Source organism: Rhizobium grahamii CCGE 502, from assembly GCF_000298315.2.
Classification (GTDB): Bacteria; Pseudomonadota; Alphaproteobacteria; order Rhizobiales; family Rhizobiaceae; genus Rhizobium; species Rhizobium grahamii.
In genome coordinates this window covers 79,078-102,453 of sequence record NZ_AEYE02000024.1, presented here as the reverse complement: position 1 = coordinate 102,453, position 23,376 = coordinate 79,078, and the positions used below count along the sequence as shown (strand labels likewise).

The following is a 23,376-nucleotide window of genomic DNA, read 5'->3' as shown; positions in this document are numbered from 1 at the left end:
GGCGGTCGACTCTATACCCCGAAGCAAAACGCCAGATCGCGGGCGACGGAGCGCCATCGCAGTCGGCCATCCTGTGCACTTCGATAGCAGCCCGACTTGATCAGGCGTATGAACTCGGCAAACGCCATGTGTCCGGCGAGCTCGTAGATATTTCCACGGGCTTCGACCTGCCGCAAAGCGGACGCGTAGACCCGCAACGCAGCTTGACGCCGAAACCCGGGGAAGCGAGCCTCTGTCCCTTCGGGCAATCCTTCGATGCAAGCCAGCATGCCGCGGGTTGCGTCGATGTAACCCTGGTTCTTCGACCGAATGTCGGCGTCAGCCTGCTTGCGACCGCTCTTGCCAAAGAGATTTGAGGAATGCTGTCTGTAACTGACCAGTGGCTCGGCGATTTCTGCCGTTTTTCCCAGCGTCTGTGCAAGAAAGAATCCCCACCGATCGTGCGCGATGAGATGCTTCGGCTCGATGTAGTCGACAAATCGCTGGTTTGACGGAAAAATATCCAGCACCTCGCGCCGGACCATCATCGAGAAGCCCAGAAATGTCTCCCATACATCGTAGAAGAGCGCCGTTCTGATGCGGGTTTCTTCTATGCCTTGGCTGAAGAGACCGATCTTCGTCCCGGTACTGTCGATGAGGTCAGCCTGGTGGACGACCTGCGTGACGCCCTCATCGAAATGTCTCTGGCAGACCTCAAGTTTGTCCTGGCGCCAAATGTCATCCTGATCGCAAAAGGCAATCCACCCGCCGGTCGCCTTTGATGCGGCACGGAGGAAGTTTTCCCGAAAGCCCAGACCGGGTGAGTTCTTCCAGCGCTTCACCGGAAATGGCGCCGATCTTTCGAATGTTGCAAGCAGGTCGGGTGTGGTATCGGTGGAGTCATCGTCGCTGATAATGACTTCAAAGGGCCTGACCGTCTGTGTGACCAGGCTTTGCAATTGTTCTTCGAGAAAGCGTTCGCCATTGTACGTGGCCAGGACGACGGATATTGTCTCACTCACCACCAACTTCCCCTGCATGTACCATTGATTGAAGTCCATTCGTCCAAGCGACGAAATCGGCTGAAGAATGCAATGCGACGTATACCAGGTCAGGTTTGAGCTGCGCTTCAGTGCCCGACATCATCCATGGCCTCCATCTGCATCGATACGAGTTCCTGCCCTCTGCCGCATGTGGATTGGTACCATCAGGTTCCGACGGAGGCCGCGTGTTTGAGCCGCGACCTGACCCGCCAGAACCGAGACGGGTCCAGTCGAAACGAAGCAAGCTGCCTTCTTCCAAGGTTTGGGAGAACAAAAAGGCCGAGCGCGAAAGCAAGAGACATACACGTTCTCAATGCCCGGTGCTCTCTGCGAACCGCCGATATATAGGACGCCAGAAGACGAAGTGCTGGCCGCTTGCCAGAAGCGACAGTGCTGAGGATCGTCATTTCCCGAACATAGGCGTAGTCTTGGCGCAGTCTTATTTTGCCCTTGATGCCCCGCTCGTCGATCAGCTGCGCCAGGTGCCGGAGCCGCGCCATAAATCGATCGATATATCCATTCAGCCGATCGCTTGACAGCGTTGAAAAGGATGACAGGTTCGCATTGTGAATTCGGTATTTGCCGAGGGGCACGTCTAGCGACACCACCTTTCCGAGGAAAGGCGCCAGTAGATAGGGAACGCCGTCGATCGCTCGTTCATAGCTTAGATCACCAAGATTTTCGTATATATCGCGGCGATAAATGTTCCCCGATGTTGGCGGAGTATTGTAGTAGCCTCTCTGATTTATCGATTGTATCAGTGGTCCAGACTCAATGGACTGTGCCAGTTTTGGAAACGGATCTCCAATTACCTGTCCATCCCTATCGATAGGGCTCAACATGAACGGCACCTTCGATACATCTGGGCGAAGGTGAGGTGCAATCTGCTGGAGGGCTCCAGGTACCAGGAGATCGTCCGCATCGAGAAAATGAACGAAATCTCCATTTGATAGCCTAAACCCGGTCAGGGAGCTGCGCAGCGCCCCTCGGTTTTGCTGCCGCACGCATGTAACCTGGTCTCGGTACTGCTGAATGATATCCCATGAGCCGTCTTTCGACCCGTCGTCAACGACAATAATTTCAAGGTTCGGGTAATCCTGTTGCAATGCACTCTCAATGCATTCGCTTATGAACAATTCGTAATTAAAACAAGTAATTATGATGCTGACAAGAGGATAATTCGGCGGCATCAGATCGCTCCGCATGCAACTCGGCTTGGTGCGTTGCAATATACACTTCGCAACGAGATATTCCACAATTAATCTTACAATCTGGAAGACAAATTAAACGGTCTGAGCTTTGACGGCTGAACATCCCTGCTGCTAGACCAAATTGGACTGCTCCATCTTTGCAGCCTCGGCTGGTGATCTTGATCCCAGCGCGCTGATATATACTTGCATTGTTTCTCGCGCGACACGATCGATGGTGAGGTGCTCAATACGCAATTGGCTGCGAGCCTTCCATTCGTCGATCTTTTCCGGATTTTCGACGAATTGAATGAGCGCCTCCGCGAGTGCTGAGGGATCGCGAGGCGGCACGAGGATGCCGGCATCCCCGTGTTCGAGCAATTGAGGAATTCCATCGACCTGCGTTCCGATGACTGCACAACGCGCTTCTCGCGCTTCTGATAGCACCAGTGGGGCTGGATCCGCGTGCGACGGCAACACGAAAATATCGGCGCCCAGCATATATGGGTAAGGATCCGTGGTTGATCCTACAAATGTAACGGCAGATGCGCAGGCAAGTTTTGAAGCCATGTCCTTGTAGGCATCGCGATACGGGCCATCCCCCACGATGTACAGGTGTGCCCTCGGATTTGAGCGATGGACGATTTCTAACGCTTGCAGAAGATCAGGCAAACCTTTTCTTGGATGAAGTCCGCCGACAAACAGAATGCTGGGTGAGATAAAAGGGGCCGGTTCCTCCGATCGCCCGTCCGACCGAGCCGAGCCAATGGTACCATTCAATACGACACGAAGCCGCGACGACGGAACTCCCCTCTTTTGCATGGAGGCGCCCACCACGTCGCTCACAGCAATCACACGCGTTCCAAGACCCATCAAGGTTGCGCTCTTTTCAAATTCATTGTGAACGGTGGTAATGAGAGGGATGCCGCTGAGCCTGCAAACCGGAAATGCGAGCACTGCGCTTGTCATCATGTGGGCATGAACGATTTCAGCATGAAAGCTTCGTATATGGCTGCGAAGGTGAACAAGTGCCTTGGCAAGGTTCGGAAAGCTCCGCTTGTGATCGACAAAGACCGTATGGACACCTTTTCGCTTCAGCAATCCGTCGAAGTCGCCTCCTCCACTTGCGACGCAAACGTCGTGGCCCTGAGCTACCTGTGCGCATGCCAGGTCGACAGCAGCATGGACATGGCCGTTCAGGCGCTGAGTGTGATTGAGAACATGTAGGATACGCATAATAAACCTTTCGTCTTCTCACTTGCGCCCGCGGTGATGAGCGACCTTGATACCCGCGCGTTGCGGTCAGCTCCCTCCGAGAGCCGCCTCAACTTCGATCGTAGACACCCGCGCGGTGGGCTGGTAATTGAACCCACCCTGACGGCCGATCGACTCGATGCCGAACATTCGCAAGCTGGCGATTGCCTGCGTTGCGTGCTGTGCAGCGCCCTGACTGTATATAGGATAGGCGTTTTCGAGGACCTGACTTCCCTCGAGTTTAAGGTCCCCGGTGAATAAACCGTTAGCTCGTGTGTGACTGCGAAAATCTGCCTCGGCCTGATCGACGGTCACGACTTGGCCCGCGATTACCTCGACCGCAAAATATTCCCTGTCATTTTGTGAACCGTAGAAGTCCGAATAAACGGTCAAGCGTTTCCAGGACCCGTGGTGCGAAAAGTTATAGATGATCGACTGCGGAAAGCCTCGTGAGCCCCGGAAACTGAAGTAGAGCGTTATGAGCGTAATCGTACTAAGTTCTGCATGTGACGGTAAGTCGCAGAGTCGCTCGGCAGCGGGAATCGGAATGGTCGAAATAACCCGCTTGGTGAACACTGAACCGGCCGTGAGTGCCACTTCAAAACCATCGCTGAGCTTCGAGACTTTTTTTATCCCAGCAGAGAGCCGGAACGACACACCCGCGTGTTCGAGGCGTTGAACAGCAACGTCATAGAGACTCGCGAATCCCTGCTTTGGACGCGCCATCTGACGATTTACCGGACCGCCTGCGGCTTGCTGCCGGATGATTTTTCTGAGCAGGCCTCTTACGGATGCGTGTTCACTGATCCAACCCATTCTTTTGCGCGCGAGATCGAGATCGATTTTCTCAGGTGCGATCCCGTAGAAGCGCTTCATATATGTCTCAAGGCCGGACCTCTGAAGCAGATAGGCACCAATCCAATAGCGTGCAAAGTCCTGGGCATTGCGCATGTTCCTGCGGAAAACCCTCGCATAGATGAGGGACAAGGCAATACGGAACAGTCCCACCGGTCCAGCAGCCAGGATGTCGTCTCGGACAGAGATTGGATAAACTGTAATCCGGCCTTGCGGGTTCAAACGCCCCCAGGTCGGCTCAATCGGAACGTAGTGGGCCAGAAGCTCCGGAAAATGTCGCAGCAGCGGTGAATCGTCCTGAAATATCAAGCTGCCGACGTCAAAGGTATATCCCTCGGGTGACGTCCAATCCATATGATTGCCGCCGACATGGCCATAATCATCGACGACAAGCGTCCGCTGGCCTTGTTCTGACAAGATGGAAGCGGCAACCAATCCCGATATGCCCGCGCCCAACACAACGGCGTCAAAATGCGGGAATTTGGAAACAGGCACGACCTGCAGGCTTGTGTCATCCATTCTCCACCCCGTTCCCCGAAGAGTGCTGCATTGCAACAATTCTTGTTCTTTAGAGCACAGTCAACAGAAACCACTAAATACATTAAAACATTTCATGGTGGAACCTATCTTCTTCAAAGACACTTATCATTACAAGAACTAACAATTTTTTTTCACTTGATAATGGGCGGTCGATGTTATTACATGAGGCCAAGCATCTCCTCGCAGGTGCAGCAATTTCCACGCTCCGTCTCATCTTGAGAAGTGCGGAAGACATCTTTCATGTATCGGCAGGGGTAATCAGTGCTGCGGCGTAACCTCGACCTTCTACATAGCCCGCTCGAAGGCGTCTGGGTGATCTCGACCGACGTATTCGATACGCTGTTGCTGCGCCAGCCGCGATCCCAGCGATCGCGTGTGATGGAAGGCGAGCAACGTTTCGCCCAACTTCTCAGGGAACAGGGGCTGCGCGCAAACATCGAGGAGCTATTGCAGGCCCGCTTGGCTGCGGAGAAGCTTGCCTATCGCGCACTCAATGTCGGCGGCGGCATTGGAGAAGTCAGGTTGACCGATATCGTCGAACGGCAGCTCGCGATGCTAGGCCTGCCTGGGGCACTCCGAGACAAGCGCATCGATATCGAGATTGCGATCGAAAAGAATTCGCTCTTTGCCAATGGTGATCTAGCCATGGCACTTCGCCGGCACCGTCAGGTGGGCCTGCGCATCGTTGCGGTTTCCGACACGGCGCTAGGTGCAGATCGTCTTTCGGAGCTCATCAATTATTTTCATGGTCCTGGGCTGGTCGACGCAATTTATTCAAGTGCAGAACTTCTCGCCAGTAAACGCTCTGGGTTGCTATTTTCGGCCGTGCTTGCTTCAGAAAAAATTTCGGCCGCGCGCCTGCTTCATATTGGCGACGATGAGTTGGCTGATCACGCGGTCCCCCACAAGATGGGAATTCAGACCATTCACGTTCCGAAAGGCCGCCTGAGGCGCTTTGCGGCAAAGGCCGATGGAGCACGCTCGGAGACGGTAAGGGGAATCCGACGCCGACTGCTGCCAAGCGGTAGACGTCGCATCTCCATTCTGGAGGATCAAACATCCTTTGGCCGGGAGGTCTTCGGCCCGATTGTGGCTCAGTTTTGTCTGAACATCTGGCTATACGCACGACAAGCGGAAGCTCAAGGCGCGACATTGGCATTTTGCGCGCGCGGCGGGATTGGAATACGGCAGGCCTTTGAGCATCTCCTCACTCGGCTTGGTTTGCCTTTGTCCCTTCGACGCGACAACATTCTTGTATCGAGGTTGGTCGCGGCACGAATTGCGCTGGAGGCTCGGAGTCCTGCCGTCCTGGACGAGCTCGGCAGGGAGTTCGCCCGCAATAGCTTCGCTGAAGTTGCGACCTTCCTGGGTGGCGGACAATATTTGTTGCCGGATGCCTGGGATGCGCGTTTTTCCGCAGCTCGGTTCTTCGATATGCTGGACACTCCCGCAGGACGTCCGGTTCTCGATGATGTCATCGAACAAAATTCCTTTTTCAGACGTCACCTCGACACATTCTCAGACGTGAAGGACCGCGTCATCCTATGCGACACCGGGCTATACGGTAGTACGCAGAGGCTTTTGGCGGCTGGAATGCCTGAACGGCGCTTCGAGACGATCCAGTTCGCCCGCTGCAACTACAAGGGTTTGAGCGAAGAACATTTCGGGGAGCTTTCAGGGCTCATCGTTGAGGACAACCTCTATAACCCATTCAAGGTAGAAACGGTCATCCTTCGCTACTGGCATATCATCGAGAGACTGTTCGAGCCATCTGTGCCGTCCGTACGGATGCTCAGCCTTCGCCAGGACGGTCTCGTCGAAGGAAACTGCGGCAACATCAGCTATGGCAAGATCGACGCTTCGTCAGGCAATCCACTTCTCGCCGGTGTGCTAGAATATATCCACGATCTTGACGACGGAGCGCAGGTGATCCGAGATGTACCGGCCGCATGGGTGCGACTGAAGCAAGCCATAACCAATCCTTCGGCCCTCGACGTTCTTGCGCTCGGCGCGGGGCTGCGATCGGTTGATTTCGGGCGTTCGGATACGATCAGCGTCCTCAACCGCGCTGATAAGGCAGGCATAGCCCAGCAGCTGAAATCGGTGAAATCACATCTATGGCGGGAGGCGGCAATCGCCCGGGATTTCCCACGCCTCAAGTCTGCGCTGCTGCCCGTACTCGAGCTGGCTCACATCCTGCGCGGCGTATCAGCGCGCTTCCAGCGATGAGCGGACTTGCTCAGCCATCTGTCGACCCGGGGAATAAAGACAAGACCGGGTACCCGGGTTATTGCCATCAAACAATTATATTTGCCGCTTCGACGAGTTGGAGTTTCTAATGCTGGCGTTCAAGGCTGTTCAAGGAGCGAGCTGGCTGGTCTTTTCCCGCTTTGTCGGACGCATCATCGATTTTTTAACGCTTCTGGTGCTCGCAAGAATTCTGTCTCCGTCGGATTTCGGTCTGGCGGCGCTCGCGACTTCGCTCGTCATGATTGTCGATACGGTGCTGGAGGTCCCCGTCACACAAGCGCTCGTACGACTGCCCTCTATTGACAAACGCCATCTCGATACCGGTTTTACGCTTGGGATCATCAGAAGCTGCCTCATTGCCGCAATCATTCTGGCAGCAGCCTATCCTTTTGCACTCTTCAACCATGAGACACAGCTTATGCCTGTCGTGGCAGTTATGGCCATTGGTCCGGTTGCAAGAGGCTTCACAAGCCCTGCAATGGTAAAGTTCGCGCGTCAGCTCGGTTTTAAACAGACGTTCATACTGGAACTGTCCGGCAAGCTGACGGCCAGCATCGCGGCAACAATTGTCGTGCTCTCGGGTGGAGGATACTGGGCGATCGCGGTTAACTCGGTCATAGCGTCTGTCGTGTCATGCATTGCTTCCTATGTCCTTGCCCCCTATCGCCCGGCGCTGTCGCTTTCGCGGCTGCGTGATTTTGCGAGTTTTATCGGATGGTTCAGTTCTGCCCAGCTTGTGTCCGCGCTTAACTGGCAGTTCGATCGCTTCCTGGTCGGCGGGCTGGCTGACCGCGCGACATTCGGTCGCTACGCTGTTGCCAACGATGTCGCTGTCATCCCCACACAGAGTATCATCGGACCAGCTCTTCAGCCGGTCATGGCCGCTTTCTCCCAGATAAGTTCCGACCGTGCGCGTGTAAAAATCGCGTTTCTGAAGGCGGCACGCTTTGCGATGCTGATCTCGATACCTGCCTGTGTCGGGATCTCGCTTACATCAGACCTCGCAACCGACCTCCTGTTGGGGCAAAAGTGGAATGAAGCTGCGCCACTTCTCGGCATTCTTGCACTTTCGGTGATACCAATTCCATATTTCCAGACGCTCTATTCCGTCAGCCTGGCCCTCGATCGACCCAATATTATTTTCCGGTTAAACACCGCCGATCTGCTTTTGCGCGTAGTGCTGCTTTCGCTTGGCTTCTACCTGGGATCCGTTATGGGCGTGAGCTTTGCGCGGATCGCGCTCTCGTTCCTTATGTTCGGGTTCTACCTCAATGAGGTCAGGAAGCTCCTTGGCCTCGGGATTGGCGAGCAATTGTACAATCTTTGGAAAGTTGGCTTCGCTGCTGGCGTCATGGCGACTTCGGTCTGGTTCTTACGACAAGAGCTGGCTGCGCAGCAGTTGAACCATGTCGTCGAGCTGGCTCTCGTCGCCGCAACTGGAGTTGCAGCTTATGGTGCCACATTGCTTTTACTCGGAATGCGTCTGATTGCCGGACGCGGGCGTCTTGAGCTTATCGATCGTGCCTGACGGCATATGCGTTCAGAAGAGCGCCCGCAACAACCCGCTCATTGACCGGTCGCCTGCATCGAGCCGATAGGATAGCCCACGACGTGCGTTACGGTTCGGGAGAATAGCCGTAAAAAGTAGAAACGCGACCATCGCGGATCTGTTTTTAAGCGAATTGTCGGTTGCCCGGATCTTACCGATCAGGCGCCACAGCATTGTCGCTGGAACGCGACGCCCCTCTGCGATGGCAAGATAGATCGAGCGTTCGAGAAAATACTGTGTCTCGTCAACTGGAACCAAGTCCTCTGCCTTGCCGATTGGTTCAATCAGGCGTCGCAAGTGGCTCATTCTGTCGGCAAACCGTGAGATCTCCCGCCGCAGGATTTGTGCATCCAGGGGCCGGCCGAGGCCGGAATCGTTTCGATCGTGAACCCGGTATCGACCGAGTGGCGTGGACAGACTAACGATATCGCCGAAGAAGGGCGCTGCAAAGAGCAGGACACCATCGACCGCCCTATCATAGGTCGCATCGTTGAGGATCGCGCACAGATCGCGTCGAAAGACATTCCCTGATGTCGGAGGACTGGCATAGGTCCCGTTCTTGAGCACGAGCTGGGCGAGTGCCCCTGTGTCGCGGAATCGTCCCAGGTTCGGAACGGGATCACCAATCACCACGCCGTTGCGGTCTGTGCGAACGAGCGGAAACTGAAGCTTTGCTACGTTGTCATCCAATTCTCTCAGGATGGTTGCGAGCGAGCCCGGCGCCAGTGCGTCATCAGCATCTAGAAAGAGCACAAACGGAGCGCTTGTCTTGCTCACTCCGAAGGAACAGGCGGCGCGTTGACCGCAATTGCTGATCTTGTATGCCCTGACCGGATGTCGTTGAATGATGTCCCATGATCCATCAGTCGAACCATCGTCGACGACAATCAATTCGCAGTCGTTGCGCTTCTGATCAAGGATGCTTCTAATTGCCTCATCCACGTACTCTGCATAGTTCCAGCACGCGATGATCACGGCGAGACGAAGCGCGGCCGGGCCAGGCATTGTGCCCCCCCCAGCGGTCATCGCCTTACCTTATTCAGAACGGTTCCAACGACATTGGCGCCGGACCGGCGCAGGAGCTGGACTGCCTCGGTAACCTCCTCGATCGTCGTCTCTCCAGCCTTTGCGACAACAATGACGGCATCGGCATAAGCGGCGAGCGCCATCGCGTCCATCGATCCGTGCAAGGGCGGAAGGTCAAGGATGACGTCGCCTTTCAACCGTGTGGCCTCGAGGATCCGCTGAACCCGTGGGTTGCGGAAGTCGGTGAACAGGTTCGCGTTGGTATCGCGCGAGTGAATCGGCAGAACCGCCACGCCGTCGACCTGGTGAAAGGAAATGTGCTCGAGGGGAAGTCCTGCAAAGGCAGCATCTGCGAGGGAGGCGGTCGAGGAGGTATAGACCTCGGCCTGGGCTGTTATATCTGTATCCGACGGGTTCTGAAACAGTGTCACATAGCGCCCGCTCCTGCTCATCAGCTGCGCGAGACTTGAGGAAATCATGGTGACGCCGGCGCCTGGAGACCAGGAGACGACAGCGATGGCAATACTGTTATCATTGCGCAGACTGGTGCAGGCAATCTCGACCGAGGTCCGCAAGTCATGGATAGCGCTGACGAATCCAACGTACCGCGAGCCGACGTTCCAGGGAACGCCACTGGAGTCCGGAGCGACCGGAATGGAACCGAGGCAGGCAAGTCCGCTATCGCGGGCCAGATCGCGAGCATCGCGAATACGTCTGTCGAGCGCCATCCTGAAAGCGACAAGACCGAATCCACCAAGGAGGCCAAGGACGCCGCCAAGTGCAGTGATCAGGGTTTTGCGCGGCGCCGAGGGGGCGAGTGGCGGAAGCGCAGCGCCGATCACACGGGCATCTGCATCAGGTGTCGGGATCGAAGGAAGAGACCCCTCGTGCATTGCTGAACGGGCAGCGTCCATCTGGGTGGAAAGACTATCAAGGCGGCTCTGCAGCGCCTCGGTTCCGGCGCGCGCCATCTGCTCCTTGAACGCAATCGCCTGGAATATGTAGCCTGAGACTACCCCGTTTGCGACCCGTGAGGGCAAAGTCGGATCGGAGGAGGCATACTCCACCTCGATAACGAATGATTGTCCCACGCGACGGGCGTTGAGGCGTTTGGCGAAGTTCAGGAAGGCTGCTCTTTCGGCTTCGTCCACGAGATTCGGGTTACCGCTGACGACATCGCGCGAACCCTTCAGGAGGCCGGCTTGCGACGAGGCGTCGCTCGCACGCCAAGTCGAAAACAGGCGTTCTATCATTCCCGGCTGATTTGGACCCAGTTCCGGGCTGTCCTTCAGGCCGAGGCTTTCAAACACTGACGACAGCAACCGTTCGGAGCGGATCGTCTGCAACTCGCTGTCTGCGCGATTGAGGTCGAACCCCTGCTGGATGGATTCCTGCCCGGAAACGGTGGACTGACGGGGTTCCAAGAGCAATGTTGCAGTTGATGTGTATGTTGGCGGAAGCGAACGCGCGTAGATGGCCGCGAAAGATAGGCCGAGGAGGGTACAGGCGATCAGGCTGACCCTATGGCGATAAGCGAGTGCAATAGCCGATCTGATGAGGACCAGGGGACCATCAGCTGTCGTGTCAGCTTGGGGCTCATCCAGACGCCACAATCGGGAGCTGGCATCAAGGGGCCTTGGTCTGTTGAACATCATCGTGTCTCCTGCCTCCAGCCGGGCGTGTGGGTTATATTGCGACTACCGATTTCCGCGGCTCTTTCAGGTTCCAGTCGTCCGCGCAGGACATCCAAAAGCGCAAGCAGGTTGCCCTTTGCCCGACCCTTGCGGTCGATGAACGGTTCGGGACACAGCGCGCGCCCGAAGTTGCTTGCCGTGTTCCGAAAGACGTGATCGGCGACCTCTATGAAGCTCATCGTGCCCTTCCCTCTCATGTAGAGGGGGTTGATAACCTGCGAATATCCCAGTCGCTCGCCACTGACCCGTCCACTCTTGACGCCCATGTGGACACCATAAGCACCTGACCATTTGATCGAACGGCCACCGCGTCGCCCAAGGGCGGCCGCAAAATCGCGGTCTTCCAGCCAGCCGTAAAGCACCAACCGTTCGTCGAACCGAACATTGCCGATTGCTGCGACACGGAAGGCCATGTTGCAGCCATAGGGGCTATAATGCTCGGTCCACGCGCTGGTCGGCACCGGAGCAGCTTCGACGGCACGAACAGCTTCGTCGAACGAGATTCCTGGTCCCTTGATGCCGTCGGCGACAACATGGCCGGTAAAGCTAACGACCTGGCTTTCGTCTCGAAATACGCGGGCTGCGGCTGCGAGCCAATTTTGATCGGCAACGAAATCATCATCAAAGAAAGCGACGATCTCCGTGTCGGGCTCAAGGTGTTCGAGGGCTGTGTTTCGCTGGGCAGCGAGACCCGGCGGGCCTGTCACGATTGTGATGTCAGGCAAGGAAGCGAGGCTGCCGGCATCCGCCGTGTCGACACATGAAATGATGATGGAACTTGGCTGTAGGCTTTGCGTGGCGAGGAAATGCCTTACTGTTGCTGCCACGACCTCTGGTCTGCCGCGGGTTGCAAAGACCGCAGCAATACGCGGTGCCGGGCTTTCCGGTGGCTGATGGGATGCAAGGCTCGCGGCTGGCGTTTCCAAGAGATCCAGATATCCCTCGGCGGTCTGCTTCCAGGAGAAGCGCCGCACGTTTTCCAGACCACGTCCGGCAAGATCGTCGCGAAGATCCTTTGACTGAAGAAGCAAGCGGATATGATCAATCCACTGGCTCGCATCGAAAGGTGATGCAAGAAGCGCAGCGTTACCGCAGACCTCTGGCATGCTCGCCGAATTTGACGAGATGACCGGACAGCCTCGGGCCATCGCCTCCAGGATCGGTAGGCCGAACCCCTCGGTCAGGGACGGGAAGGCAAGGCAAAGCGCGTGATCAAGGAGATAGGCGAGGTCGTCGTCCGATACCCTTCCCGACAGCTGGACATTGGCTTTCCCCTCAAGTGCCTCGGTCGTGAAGACGCCATCGCCGCCGCCGGCAATGACGATATCGACGCCAAGTTGATCGAGGTCTGAGGCGATTTCCATCAGGAGGGAAACATTCTTGTGACGGGCTCTCGATCCAAGCACAAGTACATAGGGCCGGTGGTTGCGCGAGACGAGCAATTCCGGTGCTGACGTTGCGCGCCCAGGATCCCAACTCAGCGCATGCTCGTGCCCGTTTGGCAAAATAGCGATCGAGCTGAGAGAGACAGGCAGATGCCTTGCGATCTGCCTGGCGGCAGCGTGCGAAACGGTCGCAATTCGTGCGGAGCGGCGCGCAAGAATAGGCTGAAGGTTATGATAAACCGCACGAAATGCCTGACTATAGCTTTCGGGCGCCGCAAAGATATTGGCATCGTGAATACACACGATCTGATCACTCTTGATTGCTGGCCCTGTATTGCAGAGATTGAGAAGTCGACGGGCTCCAAGGAGGCGCGGCAAGTCGAGCTGCTCCCAACCATGCCCTTTCAGCGCCCCTTTCGCAATGAATCCCAAGCGGGAATAGCCCGGGTTTTCTGTAGCCGCTGGAGCGAAAACGACGGGTTGGTGAGCTCGGTCGAACGCATCCATCGCACTCACGACGTTGCGCGCATAACGCTGCACCCCAGTCACGTTCTGGGTGAGGAAGCGGCCATTGATGACAAAGGGGGCGGTCATATCAAACTCCCCGCGGGCCAAAGGCTCTCATAGGGAGCGACGTATTGATGACATTTACCAAGAATATGCCTGTCCTCCGTTCAACATGGGTCGACCGAAACCCCGCAGGTGCACCGCCGCGGAGCAACAAACAAATGGCTTCTTTTCTCGTCCACCCACCAAGATGCCGACGATAAAAGGAGAAAGGGCGCAGGGCTCACCCCGCGCCGCTGTCGTTCAGTAGCTGCCGCGAGAACGAAGAACTGCGGGTACTGTTTTCAGCAAAATGGCGACGTCGCCGAGAATGCTTCGCTCCCGCACGTAACGCACGTCAAGCTGCACTCGCTCGCCATAGCTGGTGTCGCTGCGTCCGCTCACCTGCCACAGTCCGGTAAGTCCAGGACGAACCTGAATGTAGTCGGTATAGTGAGCGCCGTAGAGTTCAGCCTCGCTTGCGACGATCGGCCGGGGGCCGACAAGGCTCATCTTCCCCTGGATCACGTTCAGGAGCTGAGGAATCTCGTCGATACTGGTCTTGCGAAGAAGTGCGCCGAGTGGCGTCACGCGGGGATCGTCCTTAAGCTTTCGGGTCGCGTTCCATTCCGCCCGGTGGTGCGGATTGGCTGCCAGGTGTCGTTTCAGCACCTCATCGGCGTTGGTCACCATAGTGCGGAATTTCAGGCAGGGAAACATCACGCCATGTTTGCCAATGCGGCGATGCGCGATGAAGATCGGCCTTCCCTGCAGCACTAAAAGTATGCCCATCAGCATCGCGATTATCGGCAAGAGGACAATAAGCCCACTCGCCGCAAGGACGGCATCGAGAGCATATTTTGCAAATCCGGCGACGGTCGACGAGGCACCTCGTCTTTTTCCTTCGAAGGGCCGCACTCGCTCGCTTCGAGAGTGCCGCCCCTTATCGAAGCTGTCGAACTCTCGTCCGAGATCAAATTCCCTCATCCGCGTACTCCCACGTAATAAAAACTGTCCAAGGGCACGTGCAGAATTGCCCAAACGGGCAAGCACAAGAACGTTAACAAGTATTAAACAATTTGACAATATATTTACTGCGCTGCACTATGCAAGGGTGCAATGCGGAAAATAAGGCGTACTTCTCGGAAGTTGTTGTCTTATTTTTATTATAGAACTAATCTAGCTTTCCGAAATAGACATATCGGAATCTAGATTAGATTCGGCTCCCGTTTTTGCGCGCCCGAGTACGAGTTACTCATTCGAGTTAGTGGAGCATTGCGTGCGAGTAGCGATCATTCATTACTGGCTGGTAGGTATGCGTGGCGGCGAGAAGGTTCTCGAGGCGCTATGCGACATATTTCCCACCGCGGACATCTACACGCATGTCTTTGATCCCCGGGCGATTTCCGACAAGCTGAAGGCTCATCGGATCCAGACGACCTTCATCGGCTCGATGCCCTATGCCAAGAAATTGTATAAGCGCTACCTGCCGCTTATGCCGATGGCGCTCGAGCAAATCGATCTCGCAGCCTACGACCTTGTGATTAGCAGCGAGTCGGGGCCCGCCAAAGGTATTATTCCAACCTCACCGGCTATGCATGTGTGCTACTGCCACTCGCCGATGAGATACATCTGGAACATGTACAACAGGTACTATGAGAGTTCGGGTCTGATGACCCGACTGATGATGCCGCCAATGGCGCATTACCTGCGGACTTGGGATGTGGCGACCGCCAATCGGGTGGATGAGTTCGTCGCCAACTCAACGACGGTCGCGCACCGCATCAGAAGCTATTACCGTAGGGAAGCCTCGGTGATTAACCCCCCCGTCGATACCGGTGCTTTTCGGCCCGTACACGCATCTGAACTGGGCGATTATTACCTCATGGTCGGGGAGTTGGTCAGCTACAAGAGACCTGATCTCGCTGTCGAAGCATTCAATCGCCTCAAGGCTAAGCTCGTGGTCATCGGCGGCGGAGAGATGCTCGACCATCTGAAGAAGATCGCCGGTCCGACCGTAACTATTCTCGGTTCACAGCCGTTCGATTCTCTCAAACACCACTATGCTCGCTGCAAGGCGCTCATATTCCCGGGCGAAGAGGATTTTGGGATTGTGCCGGTCGAGGCTATGGCCAGCGGCAGGCCTGTGATCGCATACGGACGCGGCGGAGCCACCGAAACTGTCGTTGCCAACAAAACCGGTGTGTTCTTTCAAAACCAAACTGTCGAGGAACTGATCGATGCCGTTCAACGGATGGAGAAGCTTGACTTCAATCCAACCGATGCTGTCTCGCGCGCTGCGGATTTCCGCCGCGAGGTTTTCATAAATCGTTTTCGCACCTTTATCGAACGCGCAACCGGAACCGAGCTTGCCGCCTCAGCCTAGGGCGGCTGGCAAACGGTTGTGATGGAGCAACGCATGTCATCCAGGATCGTACACCACATCCGCTCATTGAGGAGTTTTCTCGGTCGCCGTTCCAAGGTAGCTTTCCTTGCGGCCGCATCCATCCTCGCAAGTCTCGTCGCCAGTCACTCGGAAGCAGCGCAGGACTATCTGCTAGGGCCCCAGGATGTGCTTCGTATCCGTGTGTACGAGTGGCGCCCGAGCACAGGCGCGCCATTCGAATGGGTCCCGTTGACGGGGGAATTCGTCATATCGGCTGCCGGCAATCTCTCGCTGCCAATCATCGGCACCGTTCCGGCCGCAGGCAAGACCCTCGAGCAGGTTTCCGAATCCATCGGCACGCGCCTGCAAAATCAGGTGGGGTTACAAAAGCGGCCCAACGCCTCGGTTGAAATATCTGCGTATCGGCCGTTTTTCGTCACAGGGTTGGTTGCAACGCCCGGGAAGTACAGCTTCAGTCCGGGCCTCACGGTCGTACAGGCTGTCAGCATGGCTGGCGGTGTCGGGCCAGTTGACACCAACATCATCAGCCTTCAGCGCGATGCGTTGACTGGTCGCGGTGAAATGCGCGCGCTTGAGGCCGAGCGGCTCGAACTGGTGGCACGCCAGGCACGCATCGACGCTATCCTCGACAATGTTCCTGAAATCAGGTTCCCGGACGAATTGACGTCGCGAAAGGCGGAGCCCGGCATTGCACGGATGCTAACTGAGGAAGAGGCTCTCTTCGAGACCCGCTTGAGGTCAATGGAGACGGAAATCGGCTCTCTCAATCAGGCGAAGGTACTGGCTGCCAACCAGATTTCGGCACTGAAAGAAAAGGCGGTGTCGCTCGCAAAGCAGATTGATCTCGCCAATAAGGACCTCGGCTCCGTCAACAAGCTCGTTCAGCAGGGATTGACGGTTTCGGCCCGCCAGCTTGGCGCCAACCAAAATCTGGCCGATCTTGAAAGCCGCAATCTTGACGTCTCGCTCGCCATCCTGAAGACGCAGCAGGATCTTGCGAAGGTCGATCAGGATATCGGAGATGTTCGTAACCGCTACCGCATAAACGCTCTGACCGAAGCCGCAGAACTTCGTGATCGTTTCGCATCCAACGCCAAGAAAATGCAAACAGCCGGGGATCTTCTTAGAAATCTCGAAGTGCGCGCTCCGGCAGCGATCGCCGCGCTGGAAGAGGACAAGGATACCTATGCCTTTACGACGAGCATCAACCGAGTGGTCAACGGCAGCAATGAAAGCCTGATCGTCGACGACAATGACCCAGTTTTGCCGGGCGACGTGATACGCGTCGAGCGGCGGCAGCGGGGGGCGCCGGCCTCTGTACCGACCAGCAACTGAGCGCTTGCGCCGTAGAGCTGTGGTCAAAGGGCGAATAGTTCTCGCTGTAAGAGAATATTAGCTTGCCTATATTAGTTATATGCCCGATGATTAGGTACGTTTACGTACAGGGGGCCGGAGTAGCTTTTATGGGTTTGACATTAGCGATTTGTTTCGTGCTCGGCGCAGTTTCCGCGCTTCGTATGCCGATTTTGGTCTTCACCCTGGTCGTTATGGTTGTCATGGCTGCCTATGCTATCTTCAGCGTTGTGGCAGGCATGTCATCCATTATGGCATTTGGATGGAGCATGGCGCTCGCCTCCGTGCTGGAAGCGGGCTATATTTTCACTCATACCGTGTTGTACCTGGTCTACGTTCGTCGCGCCGATGAAACGCGCACGCCCCGGAAGATCCAGTCGAAGTATACGGCGGATTGAAGACTACCCTGTGACGCGATAAAAATCGCCTGCTATTTTAGCAATACCGCTAACCAAAAAGGCGTATCGGTATTACGTCGTTTTAAGTTCGCATCGTTAAGATTACTATTGCATTTTACGCCGCATCGCACAATTATACTGTGATGCGGGCGATGCTTTTTGTGCGGCGCGCAAAAAAATAATCTCAAGCGGTCCGGGCGAACCACTATAATGATCAGATCGACGCTAAAAAGGACCCCCTTATGGAGCTGAGTGCCGCCGAGCGCGGACAGAGGCACCCCTTCCCTCCCCGATCCGCTCGAAAAATTCTCTACATCCAGCCGGGAACGCAATCTTTTGCGGGGATCGAACGGGTAGTGGACACGATTTGCAGCAGTCTGACCGATCGATATCACGAGGATTTCGACGTCGATGTCCTCTATACTTCAGAACATCATAATCGGCCGTCCGAGCGGCGCTACCACACGATCGACCGACGACCACACGGTAGGCTACAATTGATGACGACCTTCCGAGATGTCATCAAGAGCAAGAAATACGATCTTGTCGTTGTCCCTCAGATCGAGCCGGCTGTGATCGCGATGGTCTCTTGTCTCGGGATACAGAGAAACTTTGCTATCCATTTGCACGGCAACCCAAAGCGCGAACGCAGCCATCTGAAGGCGAGAATACTGTTCTTTCTGATGAAGGCTTTTTTTCTTCGCCGCACCGCGTATGTCTTTGGAACCTCGCCGCGACAACTCTCATCGTTTCGCGAGATGTTTGACAGCAAGGTCCCGCAATGCTGGGTGCCCAATCCCGTTCGCAAATTTGACAATGCGCAGACCACTGGCGGCGAGCCTGGATGCGTAACTTTTATCAATGTTGGCCGCTTTTCTCATCAGAAAGGCCAGGACATTCTCGTTCGGGCGTTTGCTGAAGTTCACAAGCAGCGAAAGAACACCCGGCTGAAGATCGTTGGGCACGGATCGGGTGAAGAGGATCTGCGCCGCGAAATTGCGCGGCTTCAATTGCAGGACGTCGTCGCGATCGAACACCATCCCGACGATCCACAACCCGCGCTATCGACAAGCGACATTTACGTATCGACGTCGCGCTGGGAAGGCTGGTCGCTTGCAATATGCGAGGCGCTTCGGTTCGGCCTGCCCGTCATTGCAACCGATTGCGAGTTCGGGCCGAGCGACATCCTTGTCGACCCCAGGCTCGGCCGTCTGGTCGATCCGGAGGGTGGGGCTTCGCTCGTCACCGCAATGATCGACTACTGTGATCACATTGTCTCGGCAAAACGTGATTCAGACTTCCGGCAATCGTTTATCGATCAATATAGTGAAGAGAAGGTGGTCGATGTCCATGCCACCGCTCTACGTGCCGCTGCAGGATAGTAGCATCGGACATAGGAGGCCTGCATGAGCAGAGATGGAATGTCTCGAAGGAGCCTCCTGTCCGCCACCGGCGCCGTTATCGTCGCGGGCATCGCGCAGCGCAAGGTCCTTGCCAGCACTGATGATCCGACCGCCAATCGGCAAATCGACTTCGAGGACAGTTTTTCGCAGCTGGATTGGTCTGTCTGGAATGCAGGACCGAAAGCCGGGACCTTTGACACCGGCTTCTATGGTCGCTCAGCCTTTGCCAGGCGGTCAGGGGAGCAGGGCTTCATCCCCTACGAAATCGTAGATGATCCCAGAGCCGAAGATGGCAAGGCGTTGCAAATCTCAGCCAAGTACATCGGCTCACCTATGTCTGTGCCGGCTTACTATGGCAACACCAACCCGGAATACCAGTGGATTTCGGGAAACATTCAGACTGCTAGGAAGGACGGCATCGTCACCAAAGGATGGCGGCGAGGTTATTTCGAGGCACGGATGCTGTTTCCGAGCCATCCGCTTACCTGGCCAGCCTTCTGGCTCATGAACGGTCGCAGCATTCTTGCCCCTAAAACCAGCATCGAGCTCGATGTCGTGGAACACAAGGGATGGGAGCCGACGTTGTATGGCACCTATCTGCACGAATGGGGCCAGCCTGGCGAGCACCACGAGGGCACCGGCGTGCCGACGGGTGTTGACGTCACGCAAGACTACAGACGTTATGGTATTCTCGTCGACGACACAAAGTGCGTCCCCTATTTCGAACGAAAGCCAATCATCGATTCACGCACGGGCAAGACAGCAGATTGGCCGATCCATCGCTCTCCCGATCTCGACGTCGACGGGGACGTATTCTGGCCACTGCTTACCCTCGCGCTCAGCGCAGACATACCCTACCCTCAAGGTCTGACGGCTCAGCAACTTCTAACCCATATGCGAGTGGATTATTTCCGCGTTTACGTCTGATGCTTGCGACTATGCAGCGTCAATTGCGGGTGGCGTGCGGGCGCCGCATTGTCGAGGACACCACTTCGCAGTGGCAACAGCGGGACCTCCTTCATCCTGGCAATCGGACGGCTGGCCGTAAGACCGGCGAGGACAAAGAAGAGCAGGCCAAGGTCGACTGTTGGACCGGCGACCAGTGATCCAGCAAGCAATCCAAGGCAGCCGTTGCAGGCTGCAAGACGAACGTCGGATTCAAACGTGCGAGCCGACATGCCGGGCCTCAAGGCTGAAAGCAGAAACAGCAGAAAGAATGTCGTGCCAGGGACGCCCACATTGGAAAGAAGCGCCATGGGAAAGCTGGAGGTGCGCGCAGTGCCGAGACCCACTCCGAGCCCAAGAGAATCTGTAAAGTTCTCCCAGGCAGCAAGATTCCAGGACCCGCGCTCGACCGCAGAGCCGGAAGTCGATTTGCTCAAGACCAGCAAGTCGAAGTAGTCATAGATCGTGCGAAAGAGATTGTCCTGGAGCACAACGATCAATGTCAGGGCAAGGACGATTGGTGGAGCCAGGAGAACGACAGCGGTACTGCGTCTGCTCTTTGGTCCCACCCCACAACGCAGGACCGCGGTCAGATAAAGCAGGACGAGGCAAATCGGGGCTGCAATCATGCCTGTCGAGGATGTTGACAGTATGATCAGCACGAACGAACAGATGGCGAGTAGACCGGTTGGTCCGGTATAGCGACCACAGATCCAGAGCGTGCCGGTAAATCCGAGTGCACCCAGCGTCATCCCCGCGAAAGCCGAGGCTTCCGGCCATGAGCCGACGATCCGCTTCATGCCATTGACCGTATCATTGTCATGGAACGTGTACTGCGCATTGCGCATGAACTGTAGAAGCTCTTCGGTGCCGGTTGCGCTGGTGGCGAGATCGAGCAGGGCAAACATAATATTCACCGCAGCCCAGGCGAGAAGCCCGTTGAACGTCGCGCGAAACCCGGTCGGGGTGGAGCAGACGGACGCAATGATGACGAAACACACCATGTCTGCGGTGAGGTAGATCGTCTGCGTCAAGTTGCTTGAGACCGGGCCCAGCGGGACGGTACCGCCCGTCGAGGGATATTCAGACGCTCCCAACGGAATGATATGGCTCATACCCGCAAACAATCTCGGCGAGAAATAGGCGGAGATCGCGCCATAGAGCAATAGCCCGGCCAACCAGAAGGCCGGCTTGCCCAGGCGAAAGGCGTTGATTGCTGTGCCCGGCAAAGAAGGCGTTCGAAGCGCGGCAATGACAACAAACAGCAGAAACAGATGTGCCGGGGGAACACTGGAACCGCCCAAGGTCAGCGCCGCGGCCGAGCCAAGGAGTGTCAGGACGATAAAGGTAGAAACCGTCGCGCCATAACCGCGTGTCAGGCAATAGAGGCCCAGAACGACGGTAAATAACCCAATAGGCTCCATCATCCTGAACATCCTTTGAACGCAGCCACCACTAATAACCTCTTATTCCTTGGCGATGAATATCGGCGAAATTTCCCCCGCCCCTACAGAATACCCGGCTCGCCAAGAATTCCCCTGCATATCCTGGCAGCATTTAAAATCGCCACCGCGCCAGTTGACGGACATACAGTAATATTTTGACGCTGCAGCGCAGCATATACGCCGATGAAAGTCTTGAAAAGAATAAAGCGGGTGGAAAGCAACAAAGGCAGATATTTGGCGCGCCTTGTCATGTTTCAGCGCTCAAGACCTTTTTGTGACGTTCGCAAGCACTGATCTTGCGTTGAACTATGAATCAGCTGCCAATCTTCGCACTTGCAAAACATGTACCCGCATGTGAACCTGTAAACGAAAGGTTCAAATATTCATGAAGCGTTTTATCGAATTAATGCGCGCTCCTGGCATTTATCTACGAATGCTATGCGTTACATGCGTGTTTTTTGCTCTTAGCTGGTTTCATTACGGGAGCATAGCTCTGTCATTATACTATAGCGTACTTTGTATAATTCTGATGCAGATTGGGTATGTAGGAGGCGTGCTGTTTCTGATCTGGCGGGAGGCGGGCAGTCGGAAGGAGCGATGACGACGTAAAGCTTGCCGAGGGGAACTTTACAAGGGCTGTTGAGTGTGGCGTATAACCGCTACGTGTAAAGGAAGATATCGGAATGAAATTTGGAACGAGCGGGCTTCGCGGCCTGTCTGTCGACCTCAAGGGCCGCGCTTCGGCGCTCTATGCTTCAGCCTTTGGTCGCTATCTGCTCGACAGCGGAATGGCCCGCCCCGGTGACACCATTCTGGTAGGTCAGGATTTCAGGAACTCCAGCCCGGAGATCGCCACAAACTGTGCCGATGCACTTGATAGCCTTGGTTTTGATGTCCACGACTGCGGTACGGTGCCAACGCCCGCGCTGGCTCTTTATGGACTGCAGGAAAAGGCCGCCTGTCTTATGGTGACTGGCTCGCACATCCCAGCAGATCGTAATGGCATCAAGTTCTACCGACCGGACGGAGAGATCGACAAGCCGGACGAGGCGGCGATCACGGCTCTTGCGGCAGAACTCGATGGCGCCGAGTTCGCGTTTGCCCCCGGCGGTGCCAGGACAAAGAACCGATCCGCCGAGTGCCTGGCAGTTTTCCGCAAGCGCAACGCCAACCTCATTCCGGTAAACGCGCTTTCCAGCTTGAAGGTCGGCGTCTACCAGCACAGTACGGTCGCCCGTGACCTTCTGGTGGAACTCCTGGAACATTTCGGGGCAACGGTCGTGCCATTTGGCCGCTCGGAAACATTTATCCCCGTCGATACCGAGGCGGTTTCCGAAGAGACGATCGCCACGCTCAAGGAGGTCACAAGCCAGCATCGCCTTGACGCCGTCATTTCCGCGGATGGAGATGGGGATCGCCCATTGGTGGCGGACGAAACCGGCAGGCCGTTGCGTGGCGACATGCTCGGACTGATCGCAGCGAACTTTCTCGGCGCGACCGCGGTCGTGACACCCGTGACGTCGAATTCCGGTCTCGAAGCTGCCGGTCGCTTCAGCGTCATTCGCACGCGGGTCGGTTCTCCATTCGTCATATCGGGGATGCAGGAAGCTCTGGCCAGCGGCCAGGGCCGTGTGGCGGGTTTCGAAGCCAATGGCGGCGTACTGACCGCCAGCGAGTTTGATATCAACGGGCAGGTGCTGCAGCCCCTGCCAACACGCGATTGTTTCGTCCCTATCCTGGCAGCCCTTTTTCTTGCAGCCTCGAAACGGCAACCGCTTTCAGGGATTGCGGCGTCCTTCCATCTGCCTTTTGCCGCAGCCGACCGGCTTGAGAATTTTCCGGTCGAGACGAGCGCACGATTGATGGCCTATCTTCGCGCCGGCTCTGCCAATCTCGCCGCATTTCTGGAGCCGATCGGTGTGGTCGGCAGCGTCACTGATATTGACGGGCTTCGAGTCACACTGTCGGATCGACGCATCATTCATTTCCGTCCCTCAGGCAACGCTCCGGAAATGCGCTGCTATGCCGAGGCGCAAAGCGAAGCCGCCGCCACGGATTTGCTCCATGACGGCCTGGAGCGAATCCAGTGGTGGGCGCAGGCGAATTGATTGGCGAAG

At 56.2% G+C, this 23,376-nt stretch carries 18 protein-coding genes; 8 read left to right on the top strand and 10 right to left on the bottom strand.

All coding sequences use genetic code 11. From position 1 onward, the window contains the following. Nucleotides 1-11: 11 nt before the first annotated feature. The 4 genes from RGCCGE502_RS19995 to RGCCGE502_RS19980 form a co-directional block, all read right to left on the bottom strand. Entirely contained in the window at nt 12-1,001 is a 990-nt protein-coding gene (locus tag RGCCGE502_RS19995) for a glycosyltransferase (protein WP_019280179.1), read from the bottom strand. Between the two features lie 185 nt (nt 1,002-1,186). Then, nucleotides 1,187-2,212, bottom strand: a complete 1,026-nt coding sequence (locus RGCCGE502_RS19990) for a glycosyltransferase family 2 protein (RefSeq protein WP_016556009.1) — start codon at nt 2,210-2,212, stop codon at nt 1,187-1,189. A gap of 132 nt (nt 2,213-2,344) precedes the next feature. Next, nucleotides 2,345-3,445 carry a glycosyltransferase family 4 protein gene (locus RGCCGE502_RS19985; RefSeq protein WP_040675156.1) on the bottom strand — a complete coding sequence of 367 codons (1,101 nt, stop codon included), beginning with the start codon at nt 3,443-3,445 and terminating at the stop codon, nt 2,345-2,347. Nucleotides 3,446-3,511: 66 nt separating this feature from the next. Continuing rightward, entirely contained in the window at nt 3,512-4,837 is a 1,326-nt protein-coding gene (locus RGCCGE502_RS19980; protein WP_016556006.1) for an FAD-dependent oxidoreductase, read from the bottom strand. Nucleotides 4,838-5,119: 282 nt separating this feature from the next. On the opposite strand from RGCCGE502_RS19980, the gene RGCCGE502_RS19975 reads away from it, so the two are divergent. Both RGCCGE502_RS19975 and RGCCGE502_RS19970 read left to right on the top strand, forming a co-directional pair. Further along, the gene (locus RGCCGE502_RS19975; RefSeq protein WP_016556005.1) at nt 5,120-7,087 is read left to right on the top strand and encodes a hydrolase; all 1,968 of its coding nucleotides are present in this window, start codon (nt 5,120-5,122) and stop codon (nt 7,085-7,087) included. A 109-nt stretch (nt 7,088-7,196) separates the two neighbouring features. Next, complete coding sequence (locus tag RGCCGE502_RS19970; protein WP_016556004.1) at nt 7,197-8,636, top strand: lipopolysaccharide biosynthesis protein; 1,440 nt, start codon at nt 7,197-7,199, stop codon at nt 8,634-8,636. Nucleotides 8,637-8,648: 12 nt separating this feature from the next. Here RGCCGE502_RS19970 and RGCCGE502_RS19965 read toward each other — a convergent pair whose 3' ends face one another. The 4 genes from RGCCGE502_RS19965 to RGCCGE502_RS19950 form a co-directional block, all read right to left on the bottom strand. Next, nucleotides 8,649-9,662 (bottom strand): glycosyltransferase family 2 protein, encoded by a 1,014-nt coding sequence (locus tag RGCCGE502_RS19965; RefSeq protein WP_016556003.1) that lies wholly within the window; start codon nt 9,660-9,662, stop codon nt 8,649-8,651. 17 nt (nt 9,663-9,679) lie between these two features. Continuing rightward, a complete protein-coding gene (locus RGCCGE502_RS19960) occupies nt 9,680-11,335 on the bottom strand; it encodes a Wzz/FepE/Etk N-terminal domain-containing protein (protein ID WP_016556002.1) in 1,656 nt (551 codons plus the stop codon). Further along, complete coding sequence (locus RGCCGE502_RS19955) at nt 11,335-13,356, bottom strand: glycosyltransferase (protein WP_016556001.1); 2,022 nt, start codon at nt 13,354-13,356, stop codon at nt 11,335-11,337. The genes RGCCGE502_RS19960 and RGCCGE502_RS19955 overlap by 1 nt, the downstream gene beginning before the upstream one ends. Before the next feature lie 216 nt (nt 13,357-13,572). Next, nucleotides 13,573-14,295 (bottom strand): sugar transferase, encoded by a 723-nt coding sequence (locus RGCCGE502_RS19950; protein ID WP_016556000.1) that lies wholly within the window; start codon nt 14,293-14,295, stop codon nt 13,573-13,575. A 328-nt stretch (nt 14,296-14,623) separates the two neighbouring features. Here RGCCGE502_RS19950 and RGCCGE502_RS19945 point away from each other — a divergent pair, with 328 nt between their 5' ends. The 5 genes from RGCCGE502_RS19945 (at nt 14,624) to RGCCGE502_RS19925 (ending at nt 19,796) form a co-directional block, all read left to right on the top strand. Then, nucleotides 14,624-15,694: a glycosyltransferase gene (locus RGCCGE502_RS19945; RefSeq protein WP_016555999.1), complete on the top strand. Its 1,071-nt coding sequence runs from the start codon at nt 14,624-14,626 to the stop codon at nt 15,692-15,694. A gap of 33 nt (nt 15,695-15,727) precedes the next feature. After that, a complete protein-coding gene (locus tag RGCCGE502_RS19940; protein WP_016555998.1) occupies nt 15,728-17,050 on the top strand; it encodes a polysaccharide biosynthesis/export family protein in 1,323 nt (440 codons plus the stop codon). Nucleotides 17,051-17,178: 128 nt separating this feature from the next. Continuing rightward, entirely contained in the window at nt 17,179-17,466 is a 288-nt protein-coding gene (locus tag RGCCGE502_RS19935) for a hypothetical protein (protein WP_016555997.1), read from the top strand. Between the two features lie 242 nt (nt 17,467-17,708). After that, a complete protein-coding gene (locus RGCCGE502_RS19930) occupies nt 17,709-18,848 on the top strand; it encodes a glycosyltransferase (RefSeq protein WP_040675152.1) in 1,140 nt (379 codons plus the stop codon). Between the two features lie 24 nt (nt 18,849-18,872). Then, complete coding sequence (locus RGCCGE502_RS19925) at nt 18,873-19,796, top strand: glycoside hydrolase family 16 protein (RefSeq protein ID WP_141652383.1); 924 nt, start codon at nt 18,873-18,875, stop codon at nt 19,794-19,796. On the opposite strand, the gene RGCCGE502_RS19920 is transcribed toward RGCCGE502_RS19925, so the two are convergent. Beyond that, nucleotides 19,787-21,241, bottom strand: coding sequence for an O-antigen ligase family protein (locus RGCCGE502_RS19920; protein ID WP_016555994.1), 1,455 nt, complete (start codon nt 21,239-21,241; stop codon nt 19,787-19,789). The genes RGCCGE502_RS19925 and RGCCGE502_RS19920 overlap by 10 nt on opposite strands. An 80-nt stretch (nt 21,242-21,321) precedes the next feature. Next, the gene (locus RGCCGE502_RS36735; protein WP_141652382.1) at nt 21,322-21,510 is read right to left on the bottom strand and encodes a hypothetical protein; all 189 of its coding nucleotides are present in this window, start codon (nt 21,508-21,510) and stop codon (nt 21,322-21,324) included. Nucleotides 21,511-21,942: 432 nt separating this feature from the next. Here RGCCGE502_RS36735 and RGCCGE502_RS37415 point away from each other — a divergent pair, with 432 nt between their 5' ends. Beyond that, nucleotides 21,943-23,367: a phosphomannomutase gene (locus tag RGCCGE502_RS37415; RefSeq protein WP_016555993.1), complete on the top strand. Its 1,425-nt coding sequence runs from the start codon at nt 21,943-21,945 to the stop codon at nt 23,365-23,367. The last annotated feature ends 9 nt before the right edge of the window (nt 23,368-23,376 follow it).